Raw genomic sequence first — 25,817 nt, forward strand, 5'->3', positions numbered from 1 at the left:
GTTCTATACTATTTAAGTATAGAAAAAAATTAGACTAATCAATAAATTGTTGCTAAGATCAAGAGGTTTTTGCGCGCAAAATAAATAAAGAAGAAAGGTGAGCACTGAATGATAAAACAAAGAACTCCTAAAAAGGTAATCCAGGCTACTGGCGTTGGGTTGCATTCCGGTGAGAAAGTGCTTTTAACCTTAAGACCCGCTCCTGTTAATACAGGGATAGTTTTTAGAAGAGTGGATCTGTCACCAGTTGTTGAAATTCCAGCCTCCTACGAGTATGTCGGGGATACCATGCTCTGTACTACGCTACATCATGGAAGCGTTAAAATTGCAACTGTGGAACATCTTCTGTCTGCTTTGGCTGGTTTAGGTATTGATAATGCCTATATTGATGTTAATGCACCCGAGCTGCCCATTATGGATGGCAGCGCAGCACCATTTGTCTTTCTAATTCAATCTGCTGGTATCAAAGAGCAAAATGCTGCCAAGAAGTACATCCGTATTCTTAAGCCTATTCGTGTTGAAGACAATGGTAAATACGTGCAGTTCCTGCCACACAAAGGGTATAAGGTTTCTTTCACGATTGATTTTGATCACCCCGTATTTAATGACAAGCCACAGACTGTATGTTTTGATTTTTCAGGCACTTCCTACGTTAAAGAAGTATGCCGAGCCAGGACTTTTGGTTTTCTTTCCGATTATGAAAAATTACGGGAATGTGATTTAGCTAAAGGCGGTAGTTTGGATAATGCGATTGTTGTTGATAATTACCGTGTCCTTAATGAAGATGGATTACGTTTTGAGTCAGAATTCGTGACTCATAAAGTTCTGGATGCCATTGGTGACTTATATCTGTTGGGTTCCAGTTTAATTGGTGCATTTGAAGGGTATAAATCAGGTCACGAACTGAATAACAGGCTATTACGTGAATTAATGGTCAGGCAAGATGCTTGGGAATATACCTATTTTGATGCAGAAAATTATTTGCCATCAATGCAATCTGAATATTATCCTGTCGAAGCCTAATACAAGATAAAGTGTACCGTCTGGTTAATTTTTAGCCTTTTTCTGGAATAAAGGCTGATAAACTGTGATGGTACGATTTATTAATCAGTTGTTCCCCGCAGTAATAGAGTTCCATTACTGTTATATGATGGTTCTCATTAAATTAGTTCTTTAAAAGATACGTATAAATCTCAATACTATTGAATTGATTGGTTGTATTCTATTAATTAGTAAAATACTCTCGATATAAAGGCAAAGGAGTCGCACGATGAAATTCAAAATAGGATTAATTGCTCTTCCACTGATATATAGTTCAGTAGTTTGTTCAGCAGATTCAGATATTAATACGAAACAACGTAACGCTCTGCGTCTGCAATGGATAGATTCTAAAGTCTCACCAGGCCAGGATTACTATTCTTACGCCAATGGAACCTGGCAAAAAAATAATCCTATTCCTGCTGAATATGCTTCTTGGGACAGTTTTAATATTCTTAATGAAAAAATTCAGGATATTATTCATCAGATGCTCATCAAGGCCGCCCAAAATACCAATGCCAAACCGGGCAGTATCGAACAAAAAGTAGGGGATTTTTATTTTAGTGGTATGGATGAAGAAACCATCAATAAAGTAGGTATTGCGCCTATTCAATCCGAATTTGCTCAAATTGAGGCAATAAACACTCTAGAAGATCTACAAAAAGAACTGGTTCATTTACATCAAATTGGTGTTGATGCTTTATTCGGTTTTGGCAGTATGCAGGATTATAAAAACAGTACGTTGATGATAGGGGCTGCCGTACAGAGTGGTTTAGGTTTGCCTGAAAGAGATTATTATTTAAGCGACAATCCAAAATTTAAAAAAATTCGTGAGGCTTATGTAAATCATCTGGACAAGATGTTTCAGTTACTTGGTGATAGCCCTGAGAAAGCGGCCAAGGAAGCAAAAATTGTAATGGATATCGAAACCAAACTTGCCAAAATTTCCATGCCTATAATAGAGCGTCGTGAGCCTAAAGCTGTATATCATATTATGACTCTTAACGAGCTGGAGCAAATTACTCCTGATTTTTCATGGCAATTCTACTTAAAGGCTATAGGCCAGGGTCAACTTACCAGTATTAATTTAGCCATGCCGGAATTTTTTAAGGGAATGAATAACCTATTAAAAACCATCAGTCTGGATGAGTGGAAAATCTATTTGCGTTGGCATTTGATTGACGCTTTTGCTTCATATCTTTCAAAGCCTTTTGTTGAGCAGAATTTTAAAATGGTTAGCGCTCTTACTGGCATTGAAAAAATATTACCTCGCTGGAAAAGAGTAGTGAGTACTGAAAATGGCGCTCTTGGATTTGCAATTGGTAAAATGTACGTAGAACAGTATTTCCCTCCCAAGGCTAAAGAGCAGGTAGAAGAAATCCTGAAGAACATTCGCGGTGTTTTGCGGCAAGATTTAAGTTCCTTGAGTTGGATGTCACCAGAAACTCGAAAAGAAGCGTTAAAGAAACTCGATTTAATGCAGGAGCGTATTGGTTATCCTACAAAGTGGTGGGATTATTCCAAACTTAAAGTGGATAGAGGACCTTATGTTTTAAATGTCATAAGAGCTAATGAATTTTTAATCAATAGAGATCTGGATAAAATTGGTAAACCCATAGATAAAACCGAATGGGAGATGACACCACAAACGATCAATGCCTATTATGATGTTTCCATGAACAACATCAATATGCCCGCCGGGATATTGCAAGCTCCTTTCTTTGACCCTGATGCACCTGCAGCAGTGAATTATGGCGCTATAGGATTTGTTATGGGGCATGAAATTACCCATGGTTTTGATGATCAGGGGGCACAATTTGATGGTTATGGAAATCTGAATAATTGGTGGAAGCCCGAAGATTTGACTAAATTTAAAAAAGCGACTCAATGCATTGCAGATCAATTTTCCAAGTATAAGGTTGATGGTAATCTGAACGTACAGGGTAAATTGGTTGTTGGTGAAGCTGCTGCCGATTTAGGTGGTCTGATTTTAGCTTATAAAGCATTTTTACAATCAGATGATTACAAACATGCCAAAACAATTGATGGTGTTACCCCCTCTCAGCAGTTTTTCCTGGGCGCAGCACATGTTTGGGCAAAAAATATTAGGCCGCAACAATTACAGAACCAGATAACAACTGATCCTCATCCGCCAGCTCAATATCGAGTTAATGGAAGTTTTGCCAATATGCCTCAATTTCAAGAAGCCTATAAACTTCCGGACAACAGTCCTATGGTGAATAAAAACAGATGTGTTATTTGGTAAATGATTAGGGTAGACAATTCATCAAATGACGTTTAGCCTCTCGCAGCTTGTTCCTGAGAGATGGTCACAGAATGTGATGGTAACCAGGGTCTCTTGATATTTGGTCCTGAAGCCTACGTACCGCGCTTTATGCGCGGTATCCAGATCTTGATCCTAAGGAAAAAAGTATGTGCATAGCACTACCATCACTATGGATATCGCGCATAAAGCGCGGTAGGTAGGCACTTAAAAGATGCTTCAATTTTGTGAGAATCGCGCAGGGCGTGTTTGCGGAACTTCGACCTCTGAGTTGTCGATACATCTTCAGAACTGGTTAAATTTGCTATAGTTAGTTTATTGATTGATGGAGGTTATTATGTGCCGACTCGTTGCATATTTGGGACGTCCAACTTTATTGGAAAATGTATTAGTCACGCCTAAAAACTCAATAATAATGCAGAGCCTGCATGCCCGTGAAACCAATTTACGAACTAATGGCGATGGTTTTGGCGTCGGATGGTATGCTCCTGAAGTCAGCTCTGATCCTGCTTTATTTACCTCTGTTTTTCCAGCCTGGAATGATAGAAATTTGTTGAATTTAACCGCCAAAATTCAATCCCCTTGTTTTTTTGCTCATGTCCGATCCGCCAGCGCTGGTGGAGTTACCAATTTTAATTGCCACCCCTTTGTTTATGGCGATTGGATGTTAATGCACAACGGTGAAATTAATGATTTTATCGACGTTAAACGACATATACGGCATTTATTGGATGATGATATTTATCACTGGGTAAAAGGTGATACGGATTCCGAGCATTTATTTGGCTTATTTTTGCAGCTCGCTAAAGGGCGAGATTTAAGTCAAATGACAGTTGTTGCCGATGTTTTGCAGGAAACGATACTTAGAATTGAGGATGTAATAAGAGAGTTCGGACATACTGGAGTTTCTTATTATAATGTATGTCTTACCGATGGAAAGAGAATAGTCGCAACACGATATACCAGTCATAAAAAAAAGAAACCTTTAACATTACATTATCTGGTTGGATATGTTTTAGCGACTCATGGATTATGGATCAAGGAAGAGGGAAAACCTGCTTATATTGTCGTATCCTCTGAAAAACTCAATGATTTGGCTGAAGGGTGGGAGGATGTGCCCGAACAACACATGCTGCTAATTGATGAAAATAAGAACATCCAATTGCGTCCTTTCTAAACAATAGGATAAACTATCACTTCTTATTCATTTATTGAGATGATTATGACTAAAGAAGAAATGATGTGCCGAATTATACGTTTTGTTACAAAGAAGCCTAGTGCTAAAAAGACCTGTTGTAGATAATGAATTCCAAGCTTGACGAACTGAAAAAATATAAAAATCATAAAGTTATAACTTATTTCTGTCACCATCATCCCGAGTTTTCTTTGGATGATGGCCAGTGTTTATTAGAAGATTTATTATCCTGGATGTGGTTGAACAATAAGCGATCTGAACTGGGCAAAAAAACTTATCTTTTTGGTCCATTATTGATTTTAGATGAGATGTGGCATACGTTTATTTTGCATACACGGGATTATATTGATTTTTCAATGCATTATTTTGGTGAATATGTTCACCACGACGTAGAACCAATAGGTTTTGAACATGTCCTGGAAGAGGACGAATTAACTGATTTTTTGCAGGATTGTTTTGATTATCTCGATCAGGATTGGGTAGCACGACGGTTTTCAAGCGCTTTAACCGATGAAACATGATAATCAGATGTTGTGTTGTCAAAATACGTCTCTTTTTCTTCCCTTCATTTTCTTTATCAGAATTGTAGGAAAAGAACACATCATTACAATCTGATTATCAATCAGCTACAGACATCAACCAACGGTTCTTTCTTTTCGCATGAAGAACCTCAGACATTCATAGGTCAAAGTGCACTATAAAATTCCTTCAGGATGCGGGACGCAGATAAGGCAGTAATGTGTTGTGCATCCAGATAGGGGATGAATTCACTGATATCCATTCCAACGTATGTAAAATATTCCCTTAAATAATGGATGAGGTAGATCAGCTGATTTAAATTAGGTCCTCCTGGGTATGGACTTTCTACTGCCGGTGCGCAGGATGGATCCAAACCATCAAGATCTATGGAAAAGTAGAGATAGTCCAGATGTTTGAATTGCGCGACAATTTTCTGACCTATTTCTATAATATGGGTACAATTAAACTCACTTCCTTTAATGATGCCAATTTCTGGTTGATAACGGCATAGTGCTCTAGCTTCACTTGATGTAAATTGTCGAATACCCGTCAACATGATCTGTTGCGGTTTCAAAGACGGTAATAAAAACCCATGATGTAAAATAGAACTGTAGGATAATCTGCTCTGTTCTTCGCAATCAGGATGGGCATCCAGATACACAACACCGTATTGTCCGGGCATCACCTGATCCAAAGCCTTTAAAGCGGCGTATTTTATTGTATGATCACCACCAAGGCAGATGGGTATTTGTTTATTTTTCAATTGTTGGCTAATGAATGATGAGACGAGTTCTATTTCTTCTTCCATGTTGTGGTGGTTGATCTCTAGGTTTCCGGCATCAAATAATTGTGCTCCTGATTTAAAATTTTCTGGAAGGGAATATAACGTGTTGTCCACTTGCCTAATAAAATCAGCAGAGAATATCTCCCGTTCGGATGCTTTGGAAAAGGTTGGTGCCGTACCTGCATTCTGAGTATTGGCGCCGAATACAATACAAGGTGCACCGGGATCCTGTGCTTCAGCATAAGTTAGTTTTGTCATATAGGACTCCTTCTATAGGGTATAAAAAATGATTATGTTGAGGGTTCTATTGTACTCAGGAGCTTAAAACAAATATAATTCATTAATTTTATTATTTGATGAAATAAATTGATTTTACTCGACCCTCAGTTAATCGCATTTGAAGCCATTATCAAAGAAGGTACGGTTCATGCCGCTGCTGCTGTATTACATTTAACTCAAACCGCAATAACTCAACGGTTGCGCATGTTGGAGCAGAAGATGAGGACGACTTTATTTATTAGAAGTCGACGCGGTATGCAGCTCACAGCAGAAGGTAAGGAGTTACATCGTTTTTGCCAACAGGTACTGGCGATGGGTGGAGAATTGCTGGCTAATATTCATGGCTCAGGAGTTACTTCAAATGCTCGTGTCAAAATAGCTGGTCCAGCCAGTATTATTCGTTCACGAATTGTCCCTCAATGTGCGGCAGTAATGACAAAATTCCCTAAACTGTTCATGTCCTATCAAATTGATGATTCACCTGATTTAAGCCAAAAACTTAAATCAGGTGACTGTGACTTGGTTCTGTTAAAACCAGAACAGATTTCACCAGAAATGACACATAAAATACTCGCTGAAGAAGAGTATTTATTGGTATGTTCTTCCAAATGGAAGCACCGAAAATTAAAGGACATTATCAGGACGGAACACATCATTGATTTTGATACATCAGATGACATGACGTTTACTTATTTAAAAGAATTTGATTTGCTTGAAGAAATTCAAACGGAACGTCATTTTATCAACAATACTGAAAGTATCGCTCAATTATTTATCGCAGGTTTTGGTTACGGTGTTTTAACTAAAGAATTCGCAGAACCTTATTTAAAATCTGGTGAGCTCCACGTATTAAACCAGAATAAAATTTATGCAAATTCAGTCGCTTTGGCGTGGTATCCACGTACAGAACCACCCAATTATTTGACCTGTTTAATCAACAGTATTCAGTAAATCGTTTTTCATGTACATTACGGCCAATTAATATGGGGCTAATCAACCTGGAAACAGAAAGAGGAACAAACACATGTTACATATTGCACTTTATCAGCCTGAAATTCCTCCTAATACTGGCAATATCATTCGATTATGTGCAAACAGTGGCGCCCAACTTCATTTGATTCATCCTTTAGGTTTTGATTTGGATGATAAACGGATGCGCCGTGCTGGTTTGGATTATCATGAATGGGCTTCAGTTCAACATTATGAGGATTGGAGCGATTTTCAAACACAGCACATGGGACGTAGAATATTTTGTTGTACTACAAAGACAGAGCAGACCTACAGCGACGTCCATTTTCAATCAGAAGACGTGTTATTATTTGGACCAGAAACGCGTGGATTGCCTGCCGAGATTAGAACGCAATATACATCCATTCGTATTCCAATGGTTGAGAACAGCCGCAGCCTGAATTTATCCAATGCAGTGGCTATTATTTTATTCGAAGCCTGGAGACAGCTTAAATTTGTTTGATTTAAGCTCCCAATGCACGATGGTTTACTGGTTTGGAATGTTCTTGTTCCAGGGGTGGAAAATTCAGTCGTATCAAACAGGCTTCCAACGCCCTTACCCAGGTTCTTAAACCTTTGCACGTTTCAATTGTATTCAACTTAAAAAAGGATTGTTTCAATCCTGCTTCGATTAAATGATCACGCAAAGTATCGTCTATACCGGCTAATATACACCGTTTAACACTGGTAGCGCAGTTATTGAAAATAAAGGAATAGGTACTGTTTTGACGTTCTTTTTGCATGGCTTCAAGCATTTTAATTTCATCTACATAATACTCCCAACCGTCCGATTTAATGGGTAGCTTGATGATGTGATCAGGATGCCTGCCTTCAGTTTTTTCATGGGTCAGTAAAAACTGTTCTTTACGAGAGGTGTAATCCACTCGCTTACGAGATTCCGCACGCATTAACTCCAGATCTTCAAGGGTTCTTCCATTAATTTCCTGCTGAACCTGTTCTATTCTGTCAGCATAATAATGAATAGCGTTTTCATTGCTCTTAATATCTTCGTTAATTGTATTGATTTGTTCTGCAAAAATTAATTCAAGCTCATCAATGGCTCGTAGGGATTCCTGGTTGTCATGTACCAGATGTTCCTTTTCCTGTTGTAAACTCTCAATTTGCGCTCTGATGCTTAAAAATTGCTTTTGAGTATCTGGGTCTCTATTTTGAACGATGTTTAAATAACTGTGAGTTCTTCCTAAAGCAGTTAATTTTTTGCTGATCTGGTCCAGACAGGATGAATTTGTATGAATACTTGATTTAAGTGCATTAATTTCATTCTTATGTGAAGTTGTAATGTGTTCGAGGTGTCCGGTGAGACGTGCTCTCTCTATTTGAAGTTGTTCCAGCTTATTTTGCCATTTGGTTAAATTTTCAAAATTAACTTCCAGGGTGCTTACATTGGTCAGAAGTTCAAGATTCGTGCTTTTTTCAGATTGAATCATCTCTTTACTGGGTTTCTTATGTTTCACTACATGAGATGTTTTGCCCTCATCTTCTCTCATCATGTCACTGTCATGAGTATTAAAATCAGCTTCTATGCCTACTGTTCCACTACTCAGATGCATACGGCGTTTGGTATCCTTTATAAAAATGCTTCCGAAACTGGGTATGGATTTGGGCCACTTACTGTGAGTGAATTGATAGCTTTTAACTGTTTTTGGTGCTAAATGTGACCAGTTTTCTTTAGCTGTTACTGGAGTGGGAATTATACTCAAGGTTTTTTTGGGATTCAGTGTACCAAAATGTGCTTCTATATAATGATAGTGTTCAGAACTTTCATTGACATCTAAAGTCAGATTCGCATGTCCTACATTCTCCCCTGAAGATTCTGATGCAAACAGAGGACCAAAAATTCCGTTGGTAATACGCTTTTTGAATAGAACGGTTGTTGATAACCAGATGTTTACATCAATCATTTAAAATATATCCTGACTTAAGAGTACTTTTCGTTAAAAAATAATAGCTTATTATATTGAGTCAAGGTTAAGAAATTATTAAGAAGAGATAGATAAAGCGGATTATTATTCATGAGGTCTTTAAAGCACATTGTAAAGAACAGAATTAGGAAGAAGGTTTGTGAATAAGAATAAGGTAGGATTAAATTTCTTCTTCGCCATTGGCAAGGTGAAGCAAGGCTTTTCGCAAGGGTTGATAGGAACATTGTTCGCTTTCACGAATGATTGAGGCTTTGGCTTTCTCCGTTAACTCATGAGAGGAGTTCTGTGGTTTTGTGTATTGAACGGCAGGTTCAACCAATTGAATTTTTATCGATGAGAGTTGGTACATACCGGCTTCTTTTCTTAACTTGTCGCGTAGTTCGGGGATGGCATAGCGTAATTGTGATGCCCAGGCTGAACTGGATGTGGTCAGAACAAGACAACCTTTTGAAAAACTGCCAACATGACATACAGAGGCTAAATTTTCAGGAAGGATTTGGGATACCTTGTTGGACAGTTCTTCCAGCTGCATTGAGCGCTGGCATATGTCCAGAAGCTGTTTATTCAGGCATCGACTAATAGAACGCATATATTTATTCTCAAAATGATCTTAAGCAAAACTGTATTCCCATTATGTTTGATAGTAACATAAAGAACGGAACTATCGCTAAATAAACTGTTTTATGTGTAGAATAGCAAAAGACTATCAATCGCGTCGTTTATTTTCAGAGCATAAATGAAGGTGTGTAATGGCTGAGACAAATACAGAGAGTAATGTTATCTACTTTACCCGATTGCATTGGGTTATATTTTTTGGACCCATACTGGGTTTGGGAATAGCTATTGCACTTTATGTGTACATTGTCCAATTGCGACAAGTTAGCCTCATCCTGGTAGTATTTGCATTAATTTGGATTTTGATGACCTGGGTTACCTTCTATTTTTCTTCCATAACAATTAAAAGAAAACAGGTTATTTTACGAACCGGAATTATAGTCAGGCAGACAGTTGACATCCCATTGAGTAAAATTGAAACCATAGACATCCGTCAATCCATTTTAGGAAGTATTTTGCGATACGGCTCTTTGGTAATTACTGGGACAGGTGGAACACGCCATTTAATCAATTTTTTACATCATCCATTAACCTGTAGACGTTACATTGAACAGTTGATGAATGAACCTCAATAATTGCCATAAATGAGCGTTGGGAATACTACTTCCTGACCTCACTGGCGCACTCTACTGTCTTATATCGGTTTAATCTAATCGGTCGTTTTATCAGGGAACTCACTCAAAGCTCCCTTATAATAATCGATATTGGTTACATTAATTTCTCCCGAATAAGGGTAATCAAAATTAAGCGCCAGAGCTAAATTTAAACCCAATAAGCCAGAAAAAAGAAGTATTGGTGTCAGATTAATGATGTTGTCTTTCCCTCGAATCAAACCCACTATCATGGCCAAAAATATGGAGTATGCAAATACAGTATTGATTAAGGTTTTAGGGATAATACTGTCAATTTTACTAAGTCTGTCCCTGCGGCTCATTAGAATATTGTTCACGTTTGTGGTCACCAAGGAATGATAAAGTTGATCCTGGTAAGTACTTGCCGGTAAATTTTGTATCTGAGTATACAGTTTGTCCAGGCTCTTCCATGCCGCAGGACTTTCCTGTCCATGACGCATGGAATTCCATTCATCAACTCGGACGTGGACTGTATAATTAATGATACTTTGTTTGAGTTCTTGCTGATATTTGGGAGGAAACGCGGCGATATTTCTAAGCATAACTGCCAGATAATAGGCCTCTTTAGACGCGGCATTCCTGGCTTCCTGCTGGTAATTCCATGTGTTAATAATAATGAATGCAAGCAAAACAAAAAAACCACTGGCCAATATACCCATTAGTGTATTCGTTAATTTTACATGTTCTGTATCAGCAGAAATATGAAACCAGGGAGTTGAAATACGTGAAAAAATATAAGTAATACACATAAACAACAACATTAACAAAATGACTAACAGGTTAAATGGTATGGTGTTTATTAGTTCCCTAAACATGTGCATTCCTTATACAGGACTTATGAAAAATCTCCCAATCTCTTCGTTAAAAGAAATTTTTGCCTCGACCTTGGGCTTTTTTCGTAAGTCCTGTTTTTGCGAAAAAATCCCAGTCTCTATTCTTCCTTATGGGAATATCCACAACCTTCGCGTGGGCATAAAATTTGACGACCAAATTTTTTGCTTTCTTTTACAGTAAGTATAGGCCATGCACACTGAGGGCAGGGTTTATCAATGGGTTCATTCCACAAAGCATAATCGCATTTGGGATAGTCTCCGCAGGAATAGAAAATTTTTCCTTTCCTGGATTTTCTCTGCAGAATTTTGGCTTGATTGCATTTAGGGCAGACAACGCCAGTATCAGCCGGTTTTTCCAGAGGCTCCATATGCTTGCATTGAGGGTAATTGCTGCATCCAATAAATCGACCATAGCGTCCGGTTTTAATATGCAAAACACTGGAACAAAGAGGGCAATTTCTGCCTTCTACAATTTCAGGTTCTGTTTTTTCACTGTCCTGACCACCCATATCCTGAGTGTAATCACATTCAGGGTAACCAGTGCACCCAATAAAGCGCCCGCGTTTACCAAGTCGTATTGATAATGGCTTTTGGCATTTTGGGCATAGTTCTTCCAAAATTTCAGTAGTTACATCTTTCCTCTGCACCTGTTCATCTATATTTTGAATTTGTTGTACAAAGGGCTGCCAGAATTCTTCCAATACGGGGATCCATTCTTTTTCTCCTCGAGCTACTGCATCAAGTGTATCTTCAAGGCCTGCTGTAAATTTATAGTCAACGTAGCGGGTAAAATAGCTGGTCAAAAAACGATTGACTATACGGCCAACATCAGTTGGCAGAAAACGTTTTTTATCAACTACTACATATTCCCGTTGTTGCAGGGTATGGATAATGGCCGCATAAGTGGAAGGCCGTCCGATATCATATTCTTCCAGCGCTTTTACAAGAGTCGCTTCGGAATATCGTGGAGGTGGTTCTGTAAAATGCTGGTTGGCTTCAATATCAACAATTTTAACTTGATCACCCACTGTAAATGGAGGGAGTATGCTTCCTTCGTTATCATCATCTTTAGAATCATCACGTCCTTCCTCATATACAGTAAGAAAGCCTGGAAATGTGACAGTGGAACCATTCGCCCTGAACAGATTACCTTCACCACAACTAAAATCTACTGCGACCGTATCCATAATCGCATCTTCCATTTGGCACGCTATGGTTCGTTTCCAGATTAGGCTGTAGAGTTTGAACTGATCGGTGGTCAATGCTTCCTGTACCATTTCAGGAGAACGTTTAACCGAAGTGGGTCTTATTGCTTCATGCGCTTCCTGAGCGTTTTTGGATTTTGTTTTGTATAGTCGAGGTGTTTTAGGGCAATTGTCTGCGCCATAGCGTTGAGTAATATATTCTCGAACTTCATCTATAGCTTCAGCCGCTAGATTAACTGAATCGGTACGCATATAGGTGATAAGACCTACTGTACCTGTTCCAATATCGATACCTTCATATAACTGCTGTGCCACCATCATTGATTTGCGAGCAGTGAATCCCAGTTTTCTCGCTGCTTCCTGTTGTAGGGTTGAAGTAATAAATGGTGGGGAAGGCTTTCGTTTACGTTGTTTCTTCTCGATCTGAGTAACAGATAAATAACCTTGAGCCTGTTTAATTAACTCATCTTTTATCTGGTGAGCCTGTTCTTGCTGAGTGACTGTAAATTGTTGTACTTTTTCATTTTTATATTGGGTTAATCTGGCTTCGAATCCTGTATTTGCATGATGGCATTGAGCAAGGATCTTCCAATATTCCTGCGAAATAAAGCGTTCAATTTCTTCTTCTCGCTCGACTATCAGGCGAAGAGCAGGGCTTTGTACTCGTCCTGCTGAGAGTCCGCGGCGGATTTTTTTCCAAAGCAGGGGTGATAAATTAAAACCAACCAGATAGTCCAGTGCACGTCGTGCCTGTTGCGCATTGACTAAATCCATGGAAATGGTGCGTGGATTATTGATGGCATCCTGAATGGCTGATTTGGTGATTTCATTAAAGAAAATTCGATGTACAGGTTTATCTTTAATCAGATTTCGATCGTTCATTAATTCAAATATATGCCAGGATATGGCTTCGCCTTCTCTATCAGGGTCAGTTGCGAGCAGTAATGAGTCTGATTTTTTTAGTGCCTTGGCTATAGTTTCAATATGTCGTGCATTCTTTTCGATAGGTGCATAAGTCATATTGAAGTGATTATCTGGATTGACTGAACCTTTACGTGCAGGCAAATCTCGAACGTGGCCATAGGATGCGAGTACGTCATAATCGTTACCCAGATACTTTTGAATTGTTTTGGCTTTAGCAGGCGATTCTACGATCACCAGGTGTTTACTCATATGAAATAAACCTTTCCTTAAAATTGGTAGTTTGTGTTCACCAAGCGTTGACACTATAAATAATTGGTGACTATGTATTAAAGATACTTAATTTAATGTTAGTTCATCTTCTGTTTGGTATAGCACAAGATCAAGAAAAGCCAAATGTTCTTCATCCATGTGGTTTTCCAGAACGTTTCTGATGGTCCATTTTGTTTCCTGCAAAGTGACTATACGAGATTCAGAACTGTGTAATTGGTTGATTATTAATTCAAACAGATTAACATCAATTATACCCCATAATTTCATTCGCATTAGAAATTGATAACTGGCTTTTGTCAATTTCATTTGTTCTTCATAAGTAAAAATGCGTATCGATTTTTCCTGGGCTGTTTTAATAAATAAAGCCTGATCTTCTGTATCGAATATCTCATCATCTTCTGTGAGTTCCGGTATGCCCTGATCATTGGATTTATGGCTTTTTTGGAGTTGATTTAGACTTTTTTCAAATAAATTCAATAACATTTCAAATAAGTTATCTTTCATATTAACACCTTATATAGCCACCAGGTACGGCCTTAACAGCACCTTGTAATTCTAATTCTGCAAGTTCACCAGTAACTTGTTCGACAGTATATCCACTACGTACAATGATTTGATCGATACTCGTCATTTCAAAGCCAATGAACTTTACTAGGTTTTCATTCCCGCTGGCAAGGGAAAAAAATGATTTATCAGCAGTTAACTGCAGAGATTCAATTCTTAGTTCCTCCAGTACATCGGTTACTGAGGTCACCAGTTTAGCCCCTTGTTGTAATAAATAATGACAGCCTCGGGCTAATGGGTTATGGATGGAGCCTGGAATAGCCAATACATCCCTGTTTTGCTCCAATGCCATTTTGGCAGTGATTAAAGATCCACTTCTAATTGCTGCCTCAACAACCAGAATGCATAATGATAAACCGCTTATTATACGATTTCTGCGTGGAAAATGTCCAGCGATTGGTGGACTATTTAATGGAAATTCGCTCAAAATCAGACCATTTTGAGTAATTTGTTCAGCCAGTTTGGTATGTCGGCGGGGATAGATGCAATCTATTCCAGTGCCTAAGACGGCTATAGTTGTTCCATGTGCTTCAATACACCCAGTATGTGCTTGTCCATCAATACCCAATGCCAATCCACTGACTATGGTAATTCCATGGGAGGCAAGTGCTTTAGCAAAGCTCCTGGCATTTTCACTTCCGGTAATAGATGGATTGCGACTGCCGACTACGGCTAGTCTGGGGTGATCGAATGCGGATAACTGGCCTTTTGCATATAAAATTACGGGAGGATCACTAATCTCTTTTAATAGCTCAGGGTAATCCGGAGAATTCCAGGTCAATAAATGATGATCGGATGCCGCATTTTGCCAGGCTAAATCCTCTTGAATCAGATCCAGATCAAACTCAGTAATTGTTTGGGCTAAGACGGAAGGTAAGCCAGCTGCTTCCATGTCTGGTTTTGAGAGACGAAACAGTTCCTTTAAATCCGGCCAGCGCTGAAGCAGTTTCCTTACAGTGCGAGGACCAACTTTGTTCATCCGGTTTAATGCGAGTAAAAAAGGTAAATTGTTCATGGGTTCGTAACGCTATCCATTAAGTAAACAGCTCGGGTAGACCGAACGATTAAAGCAAAACTGGTTTTGGTGAATGTGCGAAATACCAAAGCTTCTCCAATCCGTTCGGGAGGCAGATTAATTGGAATCAGTGGATTCTTGGGATCGCGAATGATCCTTTTTTTACCGTAGATGCCAAGAACATCACCCGCCTCTATTCCCGAAACTGCGCCAAGATTAATGACGATGACACTACCCACCGCAACCTGACTGTTACCTAAGGGCATGCCACCAGGCATTTCAATAATATAGCCTGAAACGTTTCGAGAGGGTGCTTTGGGCTCGAAGTACATATCAAATTCTGGGCTGTTGTTGATCAGTACCTTATCCAGTTTTTTGATTCCAACCCGGATGTTGGTCAGTAATAAGGTAGCTGGCTCACCACCGGCAACCAATTCACCGTAGCCAACAAGATTGGCGTTATAACCTAACAGTTCATTGGTAATTGGATCGATGTAGTTTTTTCCACCCCTAAATACTGAGTAAGCAATCGTACCGCCTTTGGGCATTTCTGGAGAAGGATGTAATCCTTTAACATAGACTTGATCTCCTTGTCCACCTAACATGTGCTCTCCCATGAACGCTACGACATAGGGCGCGCGGGTGAGTACATCTTCATCAAGTACTAATGATTCATCTAAAAATGGTTTTAAGTCCACTAAGGGTATTGGTGGTATCGCTTCATCAGCCGGACGAGCGCGGACTCTGGGTGAAAGCTTGATTGTGCCGTTGGACAACACTCTTATATAAGGCTGGTTTTGATAATAATCCAGAATTAATACCGCGCCAGGATATAAACGATTGGGATTTTGGATGTTGGGATTGGCCCTCCATAATGACTTCCATTCCCATGGGTTTTTGAGATATTTATTGGCAATGCTCCATAAGCTATCTCCATGTTGAACAACATACCGTTGGGGAGAGTCATCTCTCAGGCTTAACGCATGGTTCACCGGAGATAATAAAAAACATAATAAAATGAGCAAATATCTCATGTATCAATCCTTTGTCAGGCCTTGGCATCTTCTGGCTCTTGCACGCAAATATGGCTTTTCCCCAAGTTTCCTTATTTGTGACCAAGATTCAGGGCATCTTGCAGCATTACTCTATATGGGAGATAATATCATGACTTTGATGTGGAGAACCAGATAAGCAATGGCTATTAGAAAGATTCTTTATTTACCCGATGAACGTTTAAGAAAGATTGCCCAACCTGTTGTAAATTTTGATGATGGTTTGCAAACTTTGATTGACGATATGTTTGATACTATGTATCACGCACGGGGAGTAGGGCTTGCTGCTCCACAAATCGGGGTTAGTTTGCGGTTGTCGGTGATTGATATTATCGGAGATAAAACGCAACAAATGGTTATCATTAACCCGGAAATAGTATCAGCTCATGGCGAGAAAGAATTTGAAGAAGGCTGTTTATCAGTTCCTGGTGCCTATGATACCGTTATCAGAGCAGAACATGTTACAGTAAAAGCGTTGGACCGTTTAGGTAAGCCTTTTGAAATATCGGGTGAAGGTTTACTTGCCGAATGTCTGCAGCATGAAATTGATCATTTAAACGGTAAATTGTTTGTTGATCTACTCTCCCCTTTAAAAAGAATGATGGCTCGTAGAAAACTGGATAAATTCAAGCGTCAGCAAGCACGCAAATCATGAGTGGATTATCGATTGTTTTTGCAGGTACGCCTGAATTTGGACTTCCATGCCTTGACGCTTTATACCAATCATCACATCAGGTGAAAGCTGTATACACCCAACCTGACAGACCTGCGGGCCGTGGCCGAAAATTGCAGGCTTCTGCAGTAAAGGAGTGGGCTCTGGCTCATGAGATTCCAGTTTATCAACCCCTTAATTTTAAAAATCCTGAAACAATTTCAGAGCTGGCGGCATTAAAACCGGATGTGATGATTGTCATTGCTTATGGACTTATATTGCCAAAAGCCGTTCTTGAAATTCCTCGCTTAGGGTGCATCAATGTACATGCGTCCTTGTTGCCACGATGGAGAGGCGCGTCTCCAATTCAACATGCTATTTTATATGGTGATGCGCAGTCAGGTGTAACCATTATGCAAATGGATGTCGGTATGGATACAGGCGATATGTTATCTACGGTCGAATGCCCCATTACTTCGTTCGATACCGCAGGCAGTCTGCATGATAAGCTCGCTCAGTTGTCAGCTCAACCCTTATTGTCGACTTTGACCGCGTTAGCGGAACATAAAGCGCATCCTGAAGCTCAAAATAATGAGTTAGCCACCTATGCAGGTAAAATCAATAAAGAAGATGCACGAATCAATTGGCATGATTCCGCCGACCAGATTGATTGCAGAATTCGAGCGTTTTATCCTTGGCCTATTGCGTATACCCTTGTTGGGGATGAAATACTCCGTATTCATAAAGCGCACTTATCCGAAACAGTCAGTTCTCAACCTCCTGGTACCATTCTTCAAATAGATAAGAAAGGTATGTTGGTTGCTACAGGCAACAAGGCTATTTTAATTGAGGTGATTCAATTTCCTGGAGGAAAAGCTATTTCCATAGCAGATTGGTTGAATTCCGGAAAAACACAATTGCATGTAGGTTTAGTGTTGTAATGAAAAATAATGAACGGTTACATGCTTTAAAGATTTTAACCGCATTGATGGAAGAAAAATCCTCTTTATCACAATTGATGCCCGCTTCGGCAGAAGTGTCGCCAATGACCAAAGAACTGTGTTTTGGGTTTTGCCGTCATTATTTTCGTCTGGAACTAATAGCCGATTATCTGGTAGACAAAAGACCAAAGTCCATAGAGGTCTGGATAGCTTTATTGATAGGTCTTTATCAATTGCATTATATGAATAAGCCTGATTATGCCGTAGTCAAGGAAACAGTAGGGCTGCTTGAAAAAATAAAAAAGGGTTGGGCAAAGGGATTAGTTAATGCAGTCTTGCGTAATTTTTGCCGGCAACAACAGGAAATTTTAGCCAAGCTGGCCTCTCATCCTGTTTTTATATATGGACAACCACAATGGTTACTACAACGTTTAAAGGCGGACTGGCCAGATGAATGGCAGGCTGTCTCTCAAGCGAATGACGCACATCCCCCAATGACTCTAAGAGTCAATGTCAGAACAACTTCAGTTGAAGACTATTTAAAAGAATTAGCCAAGGCAGGTATCGAGGCAAATGCTCATCCCGTTGCCCCACAGGGTATAACATTGGTATCTCCCTGTGATGTTCGTCAATTACCAGGATTTGCTGATGGAGTTGTATCGGTTCAGGATGGTGCTGCGCAACTGGCGGTATCTTTGTTGTCCTTAAAGCCCGAATTGCGACTGTTAGATGCCTGTTGCGCACCGGGTGGGAAAACCTGTCACATTTTAGAATCAGAACCGGAACTGGCGCAATGCGTCGCTTTGGATGTCGATGCAAAACGACTGAAGAGAGTGCAGGAGAATTTGGATAGATTAAAACTTAAAGCCACTTTGTTGCAAGGGGATGCGTCATTACCCCAAACCTGGTGGGATGGGACACCTTTTGATCGTATTCTCTTGGATGCACCCTGTTCCGCGACAGGGGTCATACGCAGGCATTCTGACATTAAATTACTCCGAACCAGTGAAGAGGTGCGTGCCGTTTCCCAAATTCAACAATCGATGTTGAATGCACTTTGGCCTTTACTTGCTCCGGGCGGTATTATGGTTTATGCCACTTGCTCTGTAATTGCTGTTGAAAATGAACAACAAATTGCGGCATTTGTGGCAACCCATCCTGATTGTCAAGTGACACAGGGTAACTGGTCCTGGGGGCGAAAAACTGGCCATGGCCAGCAGATTTTACCTGGTGAACAGGATATGGATGGTTTTTTTTATAGTGTATTAGTTAAATCTGAATTCAGCAGTTGACTCTAACCCTTAGGCTCGATTCAGCTGTTCAATATAAGTTAAGGATAATGAATGATAATTAATTGGCCACTAATAATTGTTTTGTTTTGTTTGTGTATTCCTGGCGTCAGTATTGCCATGTCCCGACTCATTTATTTTTTATTGCCACAAAATAGCGATGTGTTAAAAAAACGGTTCAGCCGTTTCGCTGTTTTGCAAACGTTGCTCATGGTTTTTGTTATGAGTTTTGCCGGATCTGTATTATCTGAGCAAACGGGTTTAAATGCCCCTTTGCTGGAGGCCATTTTAGCAGGGAAAGGTGGACTAGATTCATTTCAATCCATTTTATTTCCTACATTTCTATATACTCTCGTCGGTACCGTTATCTTTTTTGTGTTTTATTATGGAATAGTAGGCTCCATCCTGGATGAACACAGCTTTCAAATTATGGCAAAACTGCGTGCGGCTTTAGGTATCGATGGCTGCGTGCTCTATGGTGGGGTCGTTGAAGAAATTATTGTACGATGGGGACTAATGAATGTAGTGGCTTACTTTGGCTTAATGTTTGCCAAACAGAAGAATAATACCGTAATTGTTACTTCTATTATACTTAGTGGTTTACTCTTTGCAGTCGGACAAGTTCCCGCGTACATTGCCGCAGGATGCATTGCAAGCAGACGGTTCCTGTATTCATTAGTATTGCTCAGTCTCTGGCAATCGTTACTTTTTGGCTTTTTATTTTGGTACTATGGTTTGGTTTCAGCAATTCTGGGTCACATGTTATTTCATCTTGCCTGGGGGTATTATGATAAGAAATAAGCAAAAATATGCGTTCTGATTTGTACTAATCGATTCTTGATTTTTATTAATATAAAAGGATTTAATTATGAATTATACCATTAGAAACCTGTTACCATTAATCCCTGTTATCTGGTGTTCTACAGTACATGCGGGATTCTACATCAATCTGGGAGCAGGGGCTGCATTCTCCGACACAAAAACCAGTTTCACTGAAAACTCTACTTCGATTCTGTATTCGCCAACTTCCATTGGAACAAGCTTGTTTTCTCTACCTAATGTAAATTGGAACAATCAGTTTAAAAATGGTTTTGATCTTAATGTTGCAGCGGGTTATCACTTTAATACTCATTGGCGTGCAGAAACTGAATTCCTCTATCAGAATATTAAACGCAACAGTTATGGCAGTTATGGTTGGATGGAGCAAAACAGCGTTACCGGAGCGGTTTATGCGCAACAAGTTAATAATCCAATCAGTACGGTATCTACTCGAGCCCACTTATATTCTTTTCTGACTAATGCTGCTTACGATTTTAACAGTCTTGCAAACTGGACGCCGTTTATTGGTGGCGGAATTGGGGTCAGCTGGCTTAAATCAGGAAGAGTACAGACTAATAATATACTTGTAGTTGATGATCCTAATACACCTATATATGAAACTGCTCCAGCAAGCCAACTCAGTCCTTCTTTATATGGCACAGCCTTTATCTGGCAAATTAAAGCAGGAATTTCTCGTGCCATGAGTGCGCATAGTTCGTTGTTGATTCAATATCGACTTTTGGGTACCAGTGAATTTAAAGCAAGTAACAGTCTCATTAAATCCAATCCTGGTTTACCTGGTGAAAGTAATTTTTACGTGGCTCAACATGATATTAAAGGGTTATTAACTCAGGCTGTAGAGTTCAATTATCGATGGGATGTTTGATAAATATCCAGTTTATAGATGCTTAAACTAAGGTTAAACGATGAATCAGTTTTGAACAAATAATGGATTAAATCAGCCATTAAATGTCACGAGGTGTAAAAAAACTGTAAAGAAACTGCCCCTTAATGATGCCTTAATTTTAAGCATTTATTCTGAGACTAACTTTTAAAATTAAAGGTTGAGTTATGGTTGGTTTATTAAACATCGGTAGTGACTTTTCTCTACTCGTGAAGGAATTACATAAAAAACCAGACAATCCTGCTCTTCAGCAGGAGGTAGTCAGCCGAATGGCAGAAATGAAAGCTTTGGCGAAACAAAATCCTTTAAATTTATATCGTTTGGCCCAAGTATACGCACCTACATCGCCACAGTATAAAAATATGATGAGACAGTCTGCTGCCAGTGGGTGTACCAATGCCATGTTGTCCATGACTGAGTTATTATTGAAGTCAGGATCACCATCCGATGTGAAAACCGCAGCATATTATATGAGGATGATAGAAGCCTCCAAGGATACTCATATAATGAAACAAAGCCGGGTATTATTATCTGCTTATCCGGAACTTGCTGAGGAACTAAGACGTGACGTCAAAACAGAACCTTATAATTCCAAGATCAGATTCTTTTCCAGCGCAGTGGAAAGAACAACCGATCATTCAGCCGAATTACACCATGATCTTGCAATTTAGTTCTTATTTGTTGTAATCGAGGCAAAACGTTAACATCAAGGTGATGAGTGTTGGTGCTGTTCTTAAAGTGATCACAACACGTCTTGTGATTACAGCAGAATAATCAATTATCTACTGTTTTACATAAATGGCTAAAGTCTAGTGTTAATCTTGCCTGGTTTGTGAAACAATTATAATCAATCTTCTTTAGTGTTTCGCGCTCATGCACACCGAATTTATTTATATACCCATAGAGCAATTGCATGCGGGTCAATATCAACCCAGACAGGATTTTAATGTTGATTCCTTAAATGAATTAGCTCAATCCATCGCCTCACAGGGTTTAATTGAACCCTTGATTGTTCGCGCCATTGCCAGACAACGTTATGAGATAATTGCCGGTGAACGACGTTGGCGTGCTGCAAAAATAGCCGGATTAAGAGAAGTACCCTGTCTTTTGGGAGAGTATTCTGATAAACAAGCCTGTGCGCTTACTCTTATTGAGAACATCCAACGTCAGGATTTGAATTTAATTGAGGAAGCAACTGGATATCGTCGCTTAATGGATGAATTTCATTATCATCAGGATGAAATAGCGGTATTGGTTGGTAAATCTCGCAGTCATCTCGCCAATATTTTACGATTGCTCACGTTATCGGAACCCGTTAAAAACCTGATTCGTGAATCTCAGTTATCTTTAGGTCATGCACGGGTTCTAGTGGGATTAAATACCGATCAGCAAGAACTGTTTGCGCAACAGGTGATTGAAGAACAATGGTCGGTGCGGCAGCTGGAACAGGCTGTGAAAGAGTATAAAAATCAAGATTCAGAACGTCCCAAAAATGCCAAAAAAGACAGGGATATTGAACGATTGCAGTCTATTTTATCCGAGCAGGTCGGTGCCCCTGTTCAAATTGTAAACGATACTGCCGAAGGCGGTTGGTTGAAAGTTAAATTTTTTGATAATGATACACTTGCAGGGCTTTTGGAGCGCTTGGGCTTGAGATATGATTAGTTGATTATAATGTATCGTTCACTCTTATTATTTAAGGAAACACAATTGATGAAAAGGACGTTAACTGGCGTTTGTTTGTGGGCCTTATGGTCGATATCATCTGGCGCCAGTTTCCAAACAGGCGTAGATCAGTTAATAAAACGTTTGAATCCTAATGTAAATCTTGGAATTGTAGTATTAGATTTAACTTCAGGAACTACACTGTACAAACGTAATGCTGAACGTTTATTTATTCCCGCCAGTAATATGAAGTTGTTCTCCGAAGCTGCGACCCTGATGGCGTTGGGACCGGATTATCGGTTTAAAAATCAACTCAGTACCAGTGCTGGACAAATAAGCCAGGGGGTTCTAAATGGAAATCTTTATTTGCATTTGAGTGGCGATCCATCATTTACTCGAGATGATTTAAATTCCCTCCTTACTTCTCTTAAAGAGTGGGACATACATTCTATTCAAGGTAATGTAATAATAGACAGCAGCCTGGCCTCAGTTACTGCATATCCTCCCGGCTGGCTAAAATCGGATTTATCTTATAGTTATGGCGCACCGATAGCACCATTGATGATTGATTCCAATCGACTGACTGTCACTGTAAATCCTGGGGCACAGACTGGCTCTCCCGCAATTGTTGAAGTAGATGACGGTGGCGGAGCAATCGTTTTAAACAATCAGGTAACCACAAAAGCCAGTGAGAAGGGGTGCGGTGTCGGATTCACTCTGGACAAAGACAATCACTTGACTGTTCGCGGTTGTGTAGGTCTAGGACAATGGGCCTTACAACAACGCCTGGCCATTATAAATCCATTAATGTATGCCCAGGGAATGATAAAAAGTGAATTGGCAAAAGCAGATATTCAATTAAATGGTCAAGTACAATTAGGTAAAGCCCCTGCGGGAACTTTATTGCTTGCCACACAATATTCAAAACCCATTACCCAATTGATGGCGGATACGTTAAAGCCATCGGATAATTTGTATGCTGACAGTCTTTATTTGCATGCTGCTGCTAAAATCAATGGGTCCCCGCTCAACTGGAATGACGCGCAACCGGTCATCAAGAACTTTTTGCAAAAACAGACTGGCATCGATTTGACGAATGCAATTTTTACCGATGGTTCTGGTTTATCCCGATATAATCTGGTTACTCCTGAACAAACAATTTCCTTGTTGAAATTTTTGTATCAACGTTTTCCATTATCCTATGAATACATAGCGGCTTTACCTATTTCAGGCAGGGATGGTACCTTGCAAAAACGATTTAAGGAGCCAGGTCAACAGGGTTTTGTTCGTGCAAAAACAGGGACAATGACCGGGATGAACAGCCTTTCCGGATATTTATATACAGTTAATGGCCATACTTTGGCTTTTGCTATGTATATTAATCGATTGCCTGGAAAATCTTCAGGCCCAGGACGCCCATTACTGGATGCACTGACGACGTATTTTTTGAAACAAAGTCCTGGCAACAGTACATTTGCCAGAGTTTTTGCACCCCATAATCGTATTAATTTTCAGTCGAATCCTACCCAAGGGGCAGTACAGCGAAGCCATCAAGCCAAGTGGAGACGCTTGGAATCCGCGGTACGATTGGCTCTTAAAGGTCAAGCAGTGAATGTGGTGTACAGAGGAAATGAGTTAATCGTTACCGATAATCAATCCGATGCAAATAGAGTTTGGTCAGCATTGCAACCTTTGGGAAGAAAATATCCATTTGCAGTCGCCCTGTCATCTGATTCATTAGACTTTTCCCCTAAAGGAAACCCCATGATGCTTTGGATACAAACACCTGCTAACGCAGATCAGAAAGGAAGAACCTGGGTAATTCGCGAAGCAATTTAATTTGACTTATGGCCCGCAGTCAGTGAATGCTGATTGTGGGTGTTAACACACCTTCCTGAATCTATTTATTTTTTGATATGTAGAGTAAAAACAATAATTTGATAAGTACCTTTTGATTGGACTACATCATATAATAGGTTACATAGTATATTAACGGCACCATTATTGTTGGAGAGATATAATTGCGTTCTATGGTTAAGGTTTTTTTATTGTTCCTCTGTATTATTCATTCTGTTATTGCCGCCCCTCGTTTTTTAACTGTTTCAGACATTCATTATGGTAGCGATAATATTTCATTAGATGGTTATGATACTGGCAATGAGTTTTTAGCCATTACTCTGAACCGGATTAAAGAGTTGACTAAAAATGTAGATTTTATTCTTTACCTGGGTGATCTCCCTACTCATTCGATATTTGTTACGGCAAAAAAAGAGCTTTATGAGAAGACCTTATTTTCTGGTTTATTTGAAGCAGATCAGAGTTCAAAACCCATGTTTTACATTACAGGCAATAATGATTCCTTAAGCGGAAATTATCAACCTTTTGAACTGGATGGAAAATCCCCATTGAATTTTGCTACTGACTGGACTGGAGCCTGTGTTCATTGTGAGGGACTAACAATCGAAGACAGCCATATGCGGAAAGACGGTTATTATTCCAGTTATGTAATCCCTGATAATAAAGAGATCATATTATTCGCTTTAAACACAGTGCAATTTACTAAGCTGCCCTTTTATATTCCTCAATACCCAAATCAGCAACGTGATGCTTATACCCAGCTTTTTTGGCTTGAGCAGCAGTTGAAGACTCAGCAGGCCAAGCAATTATTAATTGCAATGCATGTGCCACCTGGAACGGCATACAATGGATCCTCATTTTGGCATGAGGCTTATTTAGCTCGATTTATCCAGTTATTGGATAAATATCATCATCGCTATGGTCAAATTACCTTGCTTGCTTCCCATACGCATATGGATGAGTTCAGAAAAATTCATTTAAATGATGGAACGAATATTTATGACTACTCAACACCGGGTGTCAGTCGTATTCATCATAATAATCCTGGACTGAAAGTGTTTTCTTTGGATCAAAACTTTAAGATAAAAGATTTTATTACGTATTACACAACTGATTTAAATGATTGGGGTACAGAACAGTATCATGCTATGGGAACTCCAGATGCTATATTCCCCAATTGCAAGAATACAGATCTGGCGCAATGTTTAAATTCCATGAATAAAAAGGAAGTATGCGACAGTATGGAAACCGGTTTGTTTTATGGGGTAAAAAGTCCGCGCATTAAAAACCAGGAATGTTTTAAAACGTATATGGTGAATTAATTATTTTTTAATAACGTTCATTAAATAGCAGCGTAGGTTGAGATCTATAGCCGTCAAATCAAAAGTAGCCTGGATGAAGTGCGAAGCACGTAATCCGGGAAGTCCCGCGAAGCGAGCACTGATTAAAAAGGTACTATGCTGCGCATAGGCTTCCCGGATTTCGCTGTGCTTCATCCGGGCTACTATTATGATTTGAGGGTATGGGTCA

Annotated in this window: 25 protein-coding genes; 16 read left to right on the forward strand and 9 right to left on the reverse strand. The window is 39.5% G+C overall.

The window, feature by feature from the left end; all coding sequences use genetic code 11:
- Positions 1-108: 108 nt before the first annotated feature.
- The 4 genes from lpxC (at position 109) to IZU94_RS11345 (ending at position 5,038) form a co-directional block, all read left to right on the forward strand.
- Positions 109-1,023 carry a UDP-3-O-acyl-N-acetylglucosamine deacetylase gene (gene lpxC / locus IZU94_RS11330; RefSeq protein ID WP_058474994.1) on the forward strand — a complete coding sequence of 305 codons (915 nt, stop codon included), beginning with the start codon at positions 109-111 and terminating at the stop codon, positions 1,021-1,023.
- A 247-nt stretch (positions 1,024-1,270) separates the two neighbouring features.
- The gene (locus IZU94_RS11335) at positions 1,271-3,304 is read left to right on the forward strand and encodes a M13 family metallopeptidase (RefSeq protein WP_203110709.1); all 2,034 of its coding nucleotides are present in this window, start codon (positions 1,271-1,273) and stop codon (positions 3,302-3,304) included.
- 355 nt (positions 3,305-3,659) lie between these two features.
- On the forward strand, positions 3,660-4,499 hold the full coding sequence (locus IZU94_RS11340; RefSeq protein ID WP_203110710.1) for a class II glutamine amidotransferase: 840 nt from the start codon (positions 3,660-3,662) through the stop codon (positions 4,497-4,499).
- A gap of 125 nt (positions 4,500-4,624) precedes the next feature.
- Positions 4,625-5,038, forward strand: a complete 414-nt coding sequence (locus tag IZU94_RS11345; RefSeq protein WP_203110711.1) for a UCP032817 domain-containing protein — start codon at positions 4,625-4,627, stop codon at positions 5,036-5,038.
- A gap of 164 nt (positions 5,039-5,202) precedes the next feature.
- On the opposite strand, the gene IZU94_RS11350 is transcribed toward IZU94_RS11345, so the two are convergent.
- The gene (locus IZU94_RS11350; RefSeq protein WP_203110712.1) at positions 5,203-6,078 is read right to left on the reverse strand and encodes an arginase family protein; all 876 of its coding nucleotides are present in this window, start codon (positions 6,076-6,078) and stop codon (positions 5,203-5,205) included.
- A 108-nt stretch (positions 6,079-6,186) separates the two neighbouring features.
- Here IZU94_RS11350 and IZU94_RS11355 point away from each other — a divergent pair, with 108 nt between their 5' ends.
- The gene (locus tag IZU94_RS11355) at positions 6,187-7,050 is read left to right on the forward strand and encodes a LysR family transcriptional regulator (RefSeq protein WP_203110714.1); all 864 of its coding nucleotides are present in this window, start codon (positions 6,187-6,189) and stop codon (positions 7,048-7,050) included.
- Between the two features lie 73 nt (positions 7,051-7,123).
- Complete coding sequence (gene trmL / locus IZU94_RS11360) at positions 7,124-7,570, forward strand: tRNA (uridine(34)/cytosine(34)/5-carboxymethylaminomethyluridine(34)-2'-O)-methyltransferase TrmL (RefSeq protein WP_203110716.1); 447 nt, start codon at positions 7,124-7,126, stop codon at positions 7,568-7,570.
- A 1-nt stretch (position 7,571) separates the two neighbouring features.
- Here trmL and IZU94_RS11365 read toward each other — a convergent pair whose 3' ends face one another.
- Positions 7,572-9,029 carry a hypothetical protein gene (locus IZU94_RS11365; protein WP_203110718.1) on the reverse strand — a complete coding sequence of 486 codons (1,458 nt, stop codon included), beginning with the start codon at positions 9,027-9,029 and terminating at the stop codon, positions 7,572-7,574.
- Positions 9,030-9,210: 181 nt separating this feature from the next.
- Positions 9,211-9,639: a DciA family protein gene (locus tag IZU94_RS11370; RefSeq protein WP_203110719.1), complete on the reverse strand. Its 429-nt coding sequence runs from the start codon at positions 9,637-9,639 to the stop codon at positions 9,211-9,213.
- A gap of 160 nt (positions 9,640-9,799) precedes the next feature.
- Here IZU94_RS11370 and IZU94_RS11375 point away from each other — a divergent pair, with 160 nt between their 5' ends.
- On the forward strand, positions 9,800-10,240 hold the full coding sequence (locus tag IZU94_RS11375; RefSeq protein ID WP_203110720.1) for a PH domain-containing protein: 441 nt from the start codon (positions 9,800-9,802) through the stop codon (positions 10,238-10,240).
- A gap of 74 nt (positions 10,241-10,314) precedes the next feature.
- Here the strand turns inward: IZU94_RS11375 and IZU94_RS11380 are convergent, their stop codons facing one another.
- From IZU94_RS11380 to IZU94_RS11400, 5 genes are all read right to left on the reverse strand, one after another.
- The gene (locus IZU94_RS11380; protein WP_203110721.1) at positions 10,315-11,112 is read right to left on the reverse strand and encodes a bestrophin-like domain; all 798 of its coding nucleotides are present in this window, start codon (positions 11,110-11,112) and stop codon (positions 10,315-10,317) included.
- Between the two features lie 116 nt (positions 11,113-11,228).
- Complete coding sequence (gene topA / locus IZU94_RS11385; protein WP_203110722.1) at positions 11,229-13,508, reverse strand: type I DNA topoisomerase; 2,280 nt, start codon at positions 13,506-13,508, stop codon at positions 11,229-11,231.
- Between the two features lie 87 nt (positions 13,509-13,595).
- A complete protein-coding gene (locus tag IZU94_RS11390) occupies positions 13,596-14,033 on the reverse strand; it encodes a DUF494 family protein (RefSeq protein WP_203110723.1) in 438 nt (145 codons plus the stop codon).
- 1 nt (position 14,034) lies between these two features.
- Positions 14,035-15,108 carry a DNA-processing protein DprA gene (dprA, locus tag IZU94_RS11395; RefSeq protein WP_203110724.1) on the reverse strand — a complete coding sequence of 358 codons (1,074 nt, stop codon included), beginning with the start codon at positions 15,106-15,108 and terminating at the stop codon, positions 14,035-14,037.
- Entirely contained in the window at positions 15,105-16,142 is a 1,038-nt protein-coding gene (locus tag IZU94_RS11400; protein WP_203110727.1) for a LysM peptidoglycan-binding domain-containing protein, read from the reverse strand. The genes dprA and IZU94_RS11400 overlap by 4 nt, the downstream gene beginning before the upstream one ends.
- A 160-nt stretch (positions 16,143-16,302) precedes the next feature.
- Between IZU94_RS11400 and def the strand changes: the two genes are divergently transcribed.
- The 9 genes from def to IZU94_RS11445 all read left to right on the forward strand — a co-directional run bounded on the left by def (position 16,303) and on the right by IZU94_RS11445 (position 25,609).
- A complete protein-coding gene (gene def, locus IZU94_RS11405; protein ID WP_203110729.1) occupies positions 16,303-16,815 on the forward strand; it encodes a peptide deformylase in 513 nt (170 codons plus the stop codon).
- The gene (fmt, locus tag IZU94_RS11410; protein ID WP_203110731.1) at positions 16,812-17,753 is read left to right on the forward strand and encodes a methionyl-tRNA formyltransferase; all 942 of its coding nucleotides are present in this window, start codon (positions 16,812-16,814) and stop codon (positions 17,751-17,753) included. Before def ends, fmt begins: the two co-directional genes overlap by 4 nt.
- Positions 17,753-19,045, forward strand: coding sequence for a 16S rRNA (cytosine(967)-C(5))-methyltransferase RsmB (rsmB, locus tag IZU94_RS11415; protein WP_203110733.1), 1,293 nt, complete (start codon positions 17,753-17,755; stop codon positions 19,043-19,045). Before fmt ends, rsmB begins: the two co-directional genes overlap by 1 nt.
- A gap of 51 nt (positions 19,046-19,096) precedes the next feature.
- A complete protein-coding gene (locus IZU94_RS11420; RefSeq protein ID WP_203110734.1) occupies positions 19,097-19,843 on the forward strand; it encodes a CPBP family glutamic-type intramembrane protease in 747 nt (248 codons plus the stop codon).
- Positions 19,844-19,910: 67 nt separating this feature from the next.
- A complete protein-coding gene (locus IZU94_RS11425; RefSeq protein ID WP_203110735.1) occupies positions 19,911-20,747 on the forward strand; it encodes an outer membrane protein in 837 nt (278 codons plus the stop codon).
- A gap of 185 nt (positions 20,748-20,932) precedes the next feature.
- Entirely contained in the window at positions 20,933-21,436 is a 504-nt protein-coding gene (locus IZU94_RS11430; RefSeq protein ID WP_203110736.1) for a type IV secretion protein Dot, read from the forward strand.
- A 202-nt stretch (positions 21,437-21,638) separates the two neighbouring features.
- Positions 21,639-22,430 carry a ParB/RepB/Spo0J family partition protein gene (locus IZU94_RS11435; RefSeq protein WP_203110737.1) on the forward strand — a complete coding sequence of 264 codons (792 nt, stop codon included), beginning with the start codon at positions 21,639-21,641 and terminating at the stop codon, positions 22,428-22,430.
- Positions 22,431-22,478: 48 nt separating this feature from the next.
- Positions 22,479-24,269 carry a D-alanyl-D-alanine carboxypeptidase/D-alanyl-D-alanine endopeptidase gene (gene dacB, locus IZU94_RS11440; RefSeq protein ID WP_203110738.1) on the forward strand — a complete coding sequence of 597 codons (1,791 nt, stop codon included), beginning with the start codon at positions 22,479-22,481 and terminating at the stop codon, positions 24,267-24,269.
- A gap of 191 nt (positions 24,270-24,460) precedes the next feature.
- Positions 24,461-25,609, forward strand: coding sequence for a metallophosphoesterase (locus IZU94_RS11445; RefSeq protein ID WP_203110739.1), 1,149 nt, complete (start codon positions 24,461-24,463; stop codon positions 25,607-25,609).
- Here the strand turns inward: IZU94_RS11445 and IZU94_RS11450 are convergent.
- On the reverse strand, positions 25,610-25,817 hold a 208-nt coding region (locus tag IZU94_RS11450; RefSeq protein WP_238400701.1), incomplete at its 5' end, for a hypothetical protein.

The sequence above is a fragment of the Legionella bononiensis genome (genome assembly GCF_016786215.1).
Taxonomy (GTDB): Bacteria; Pseudomonadota; Gammaproteobacteria; order Legionellales; family Legionellaceae; genus Legionella; species Legionella bononiensis.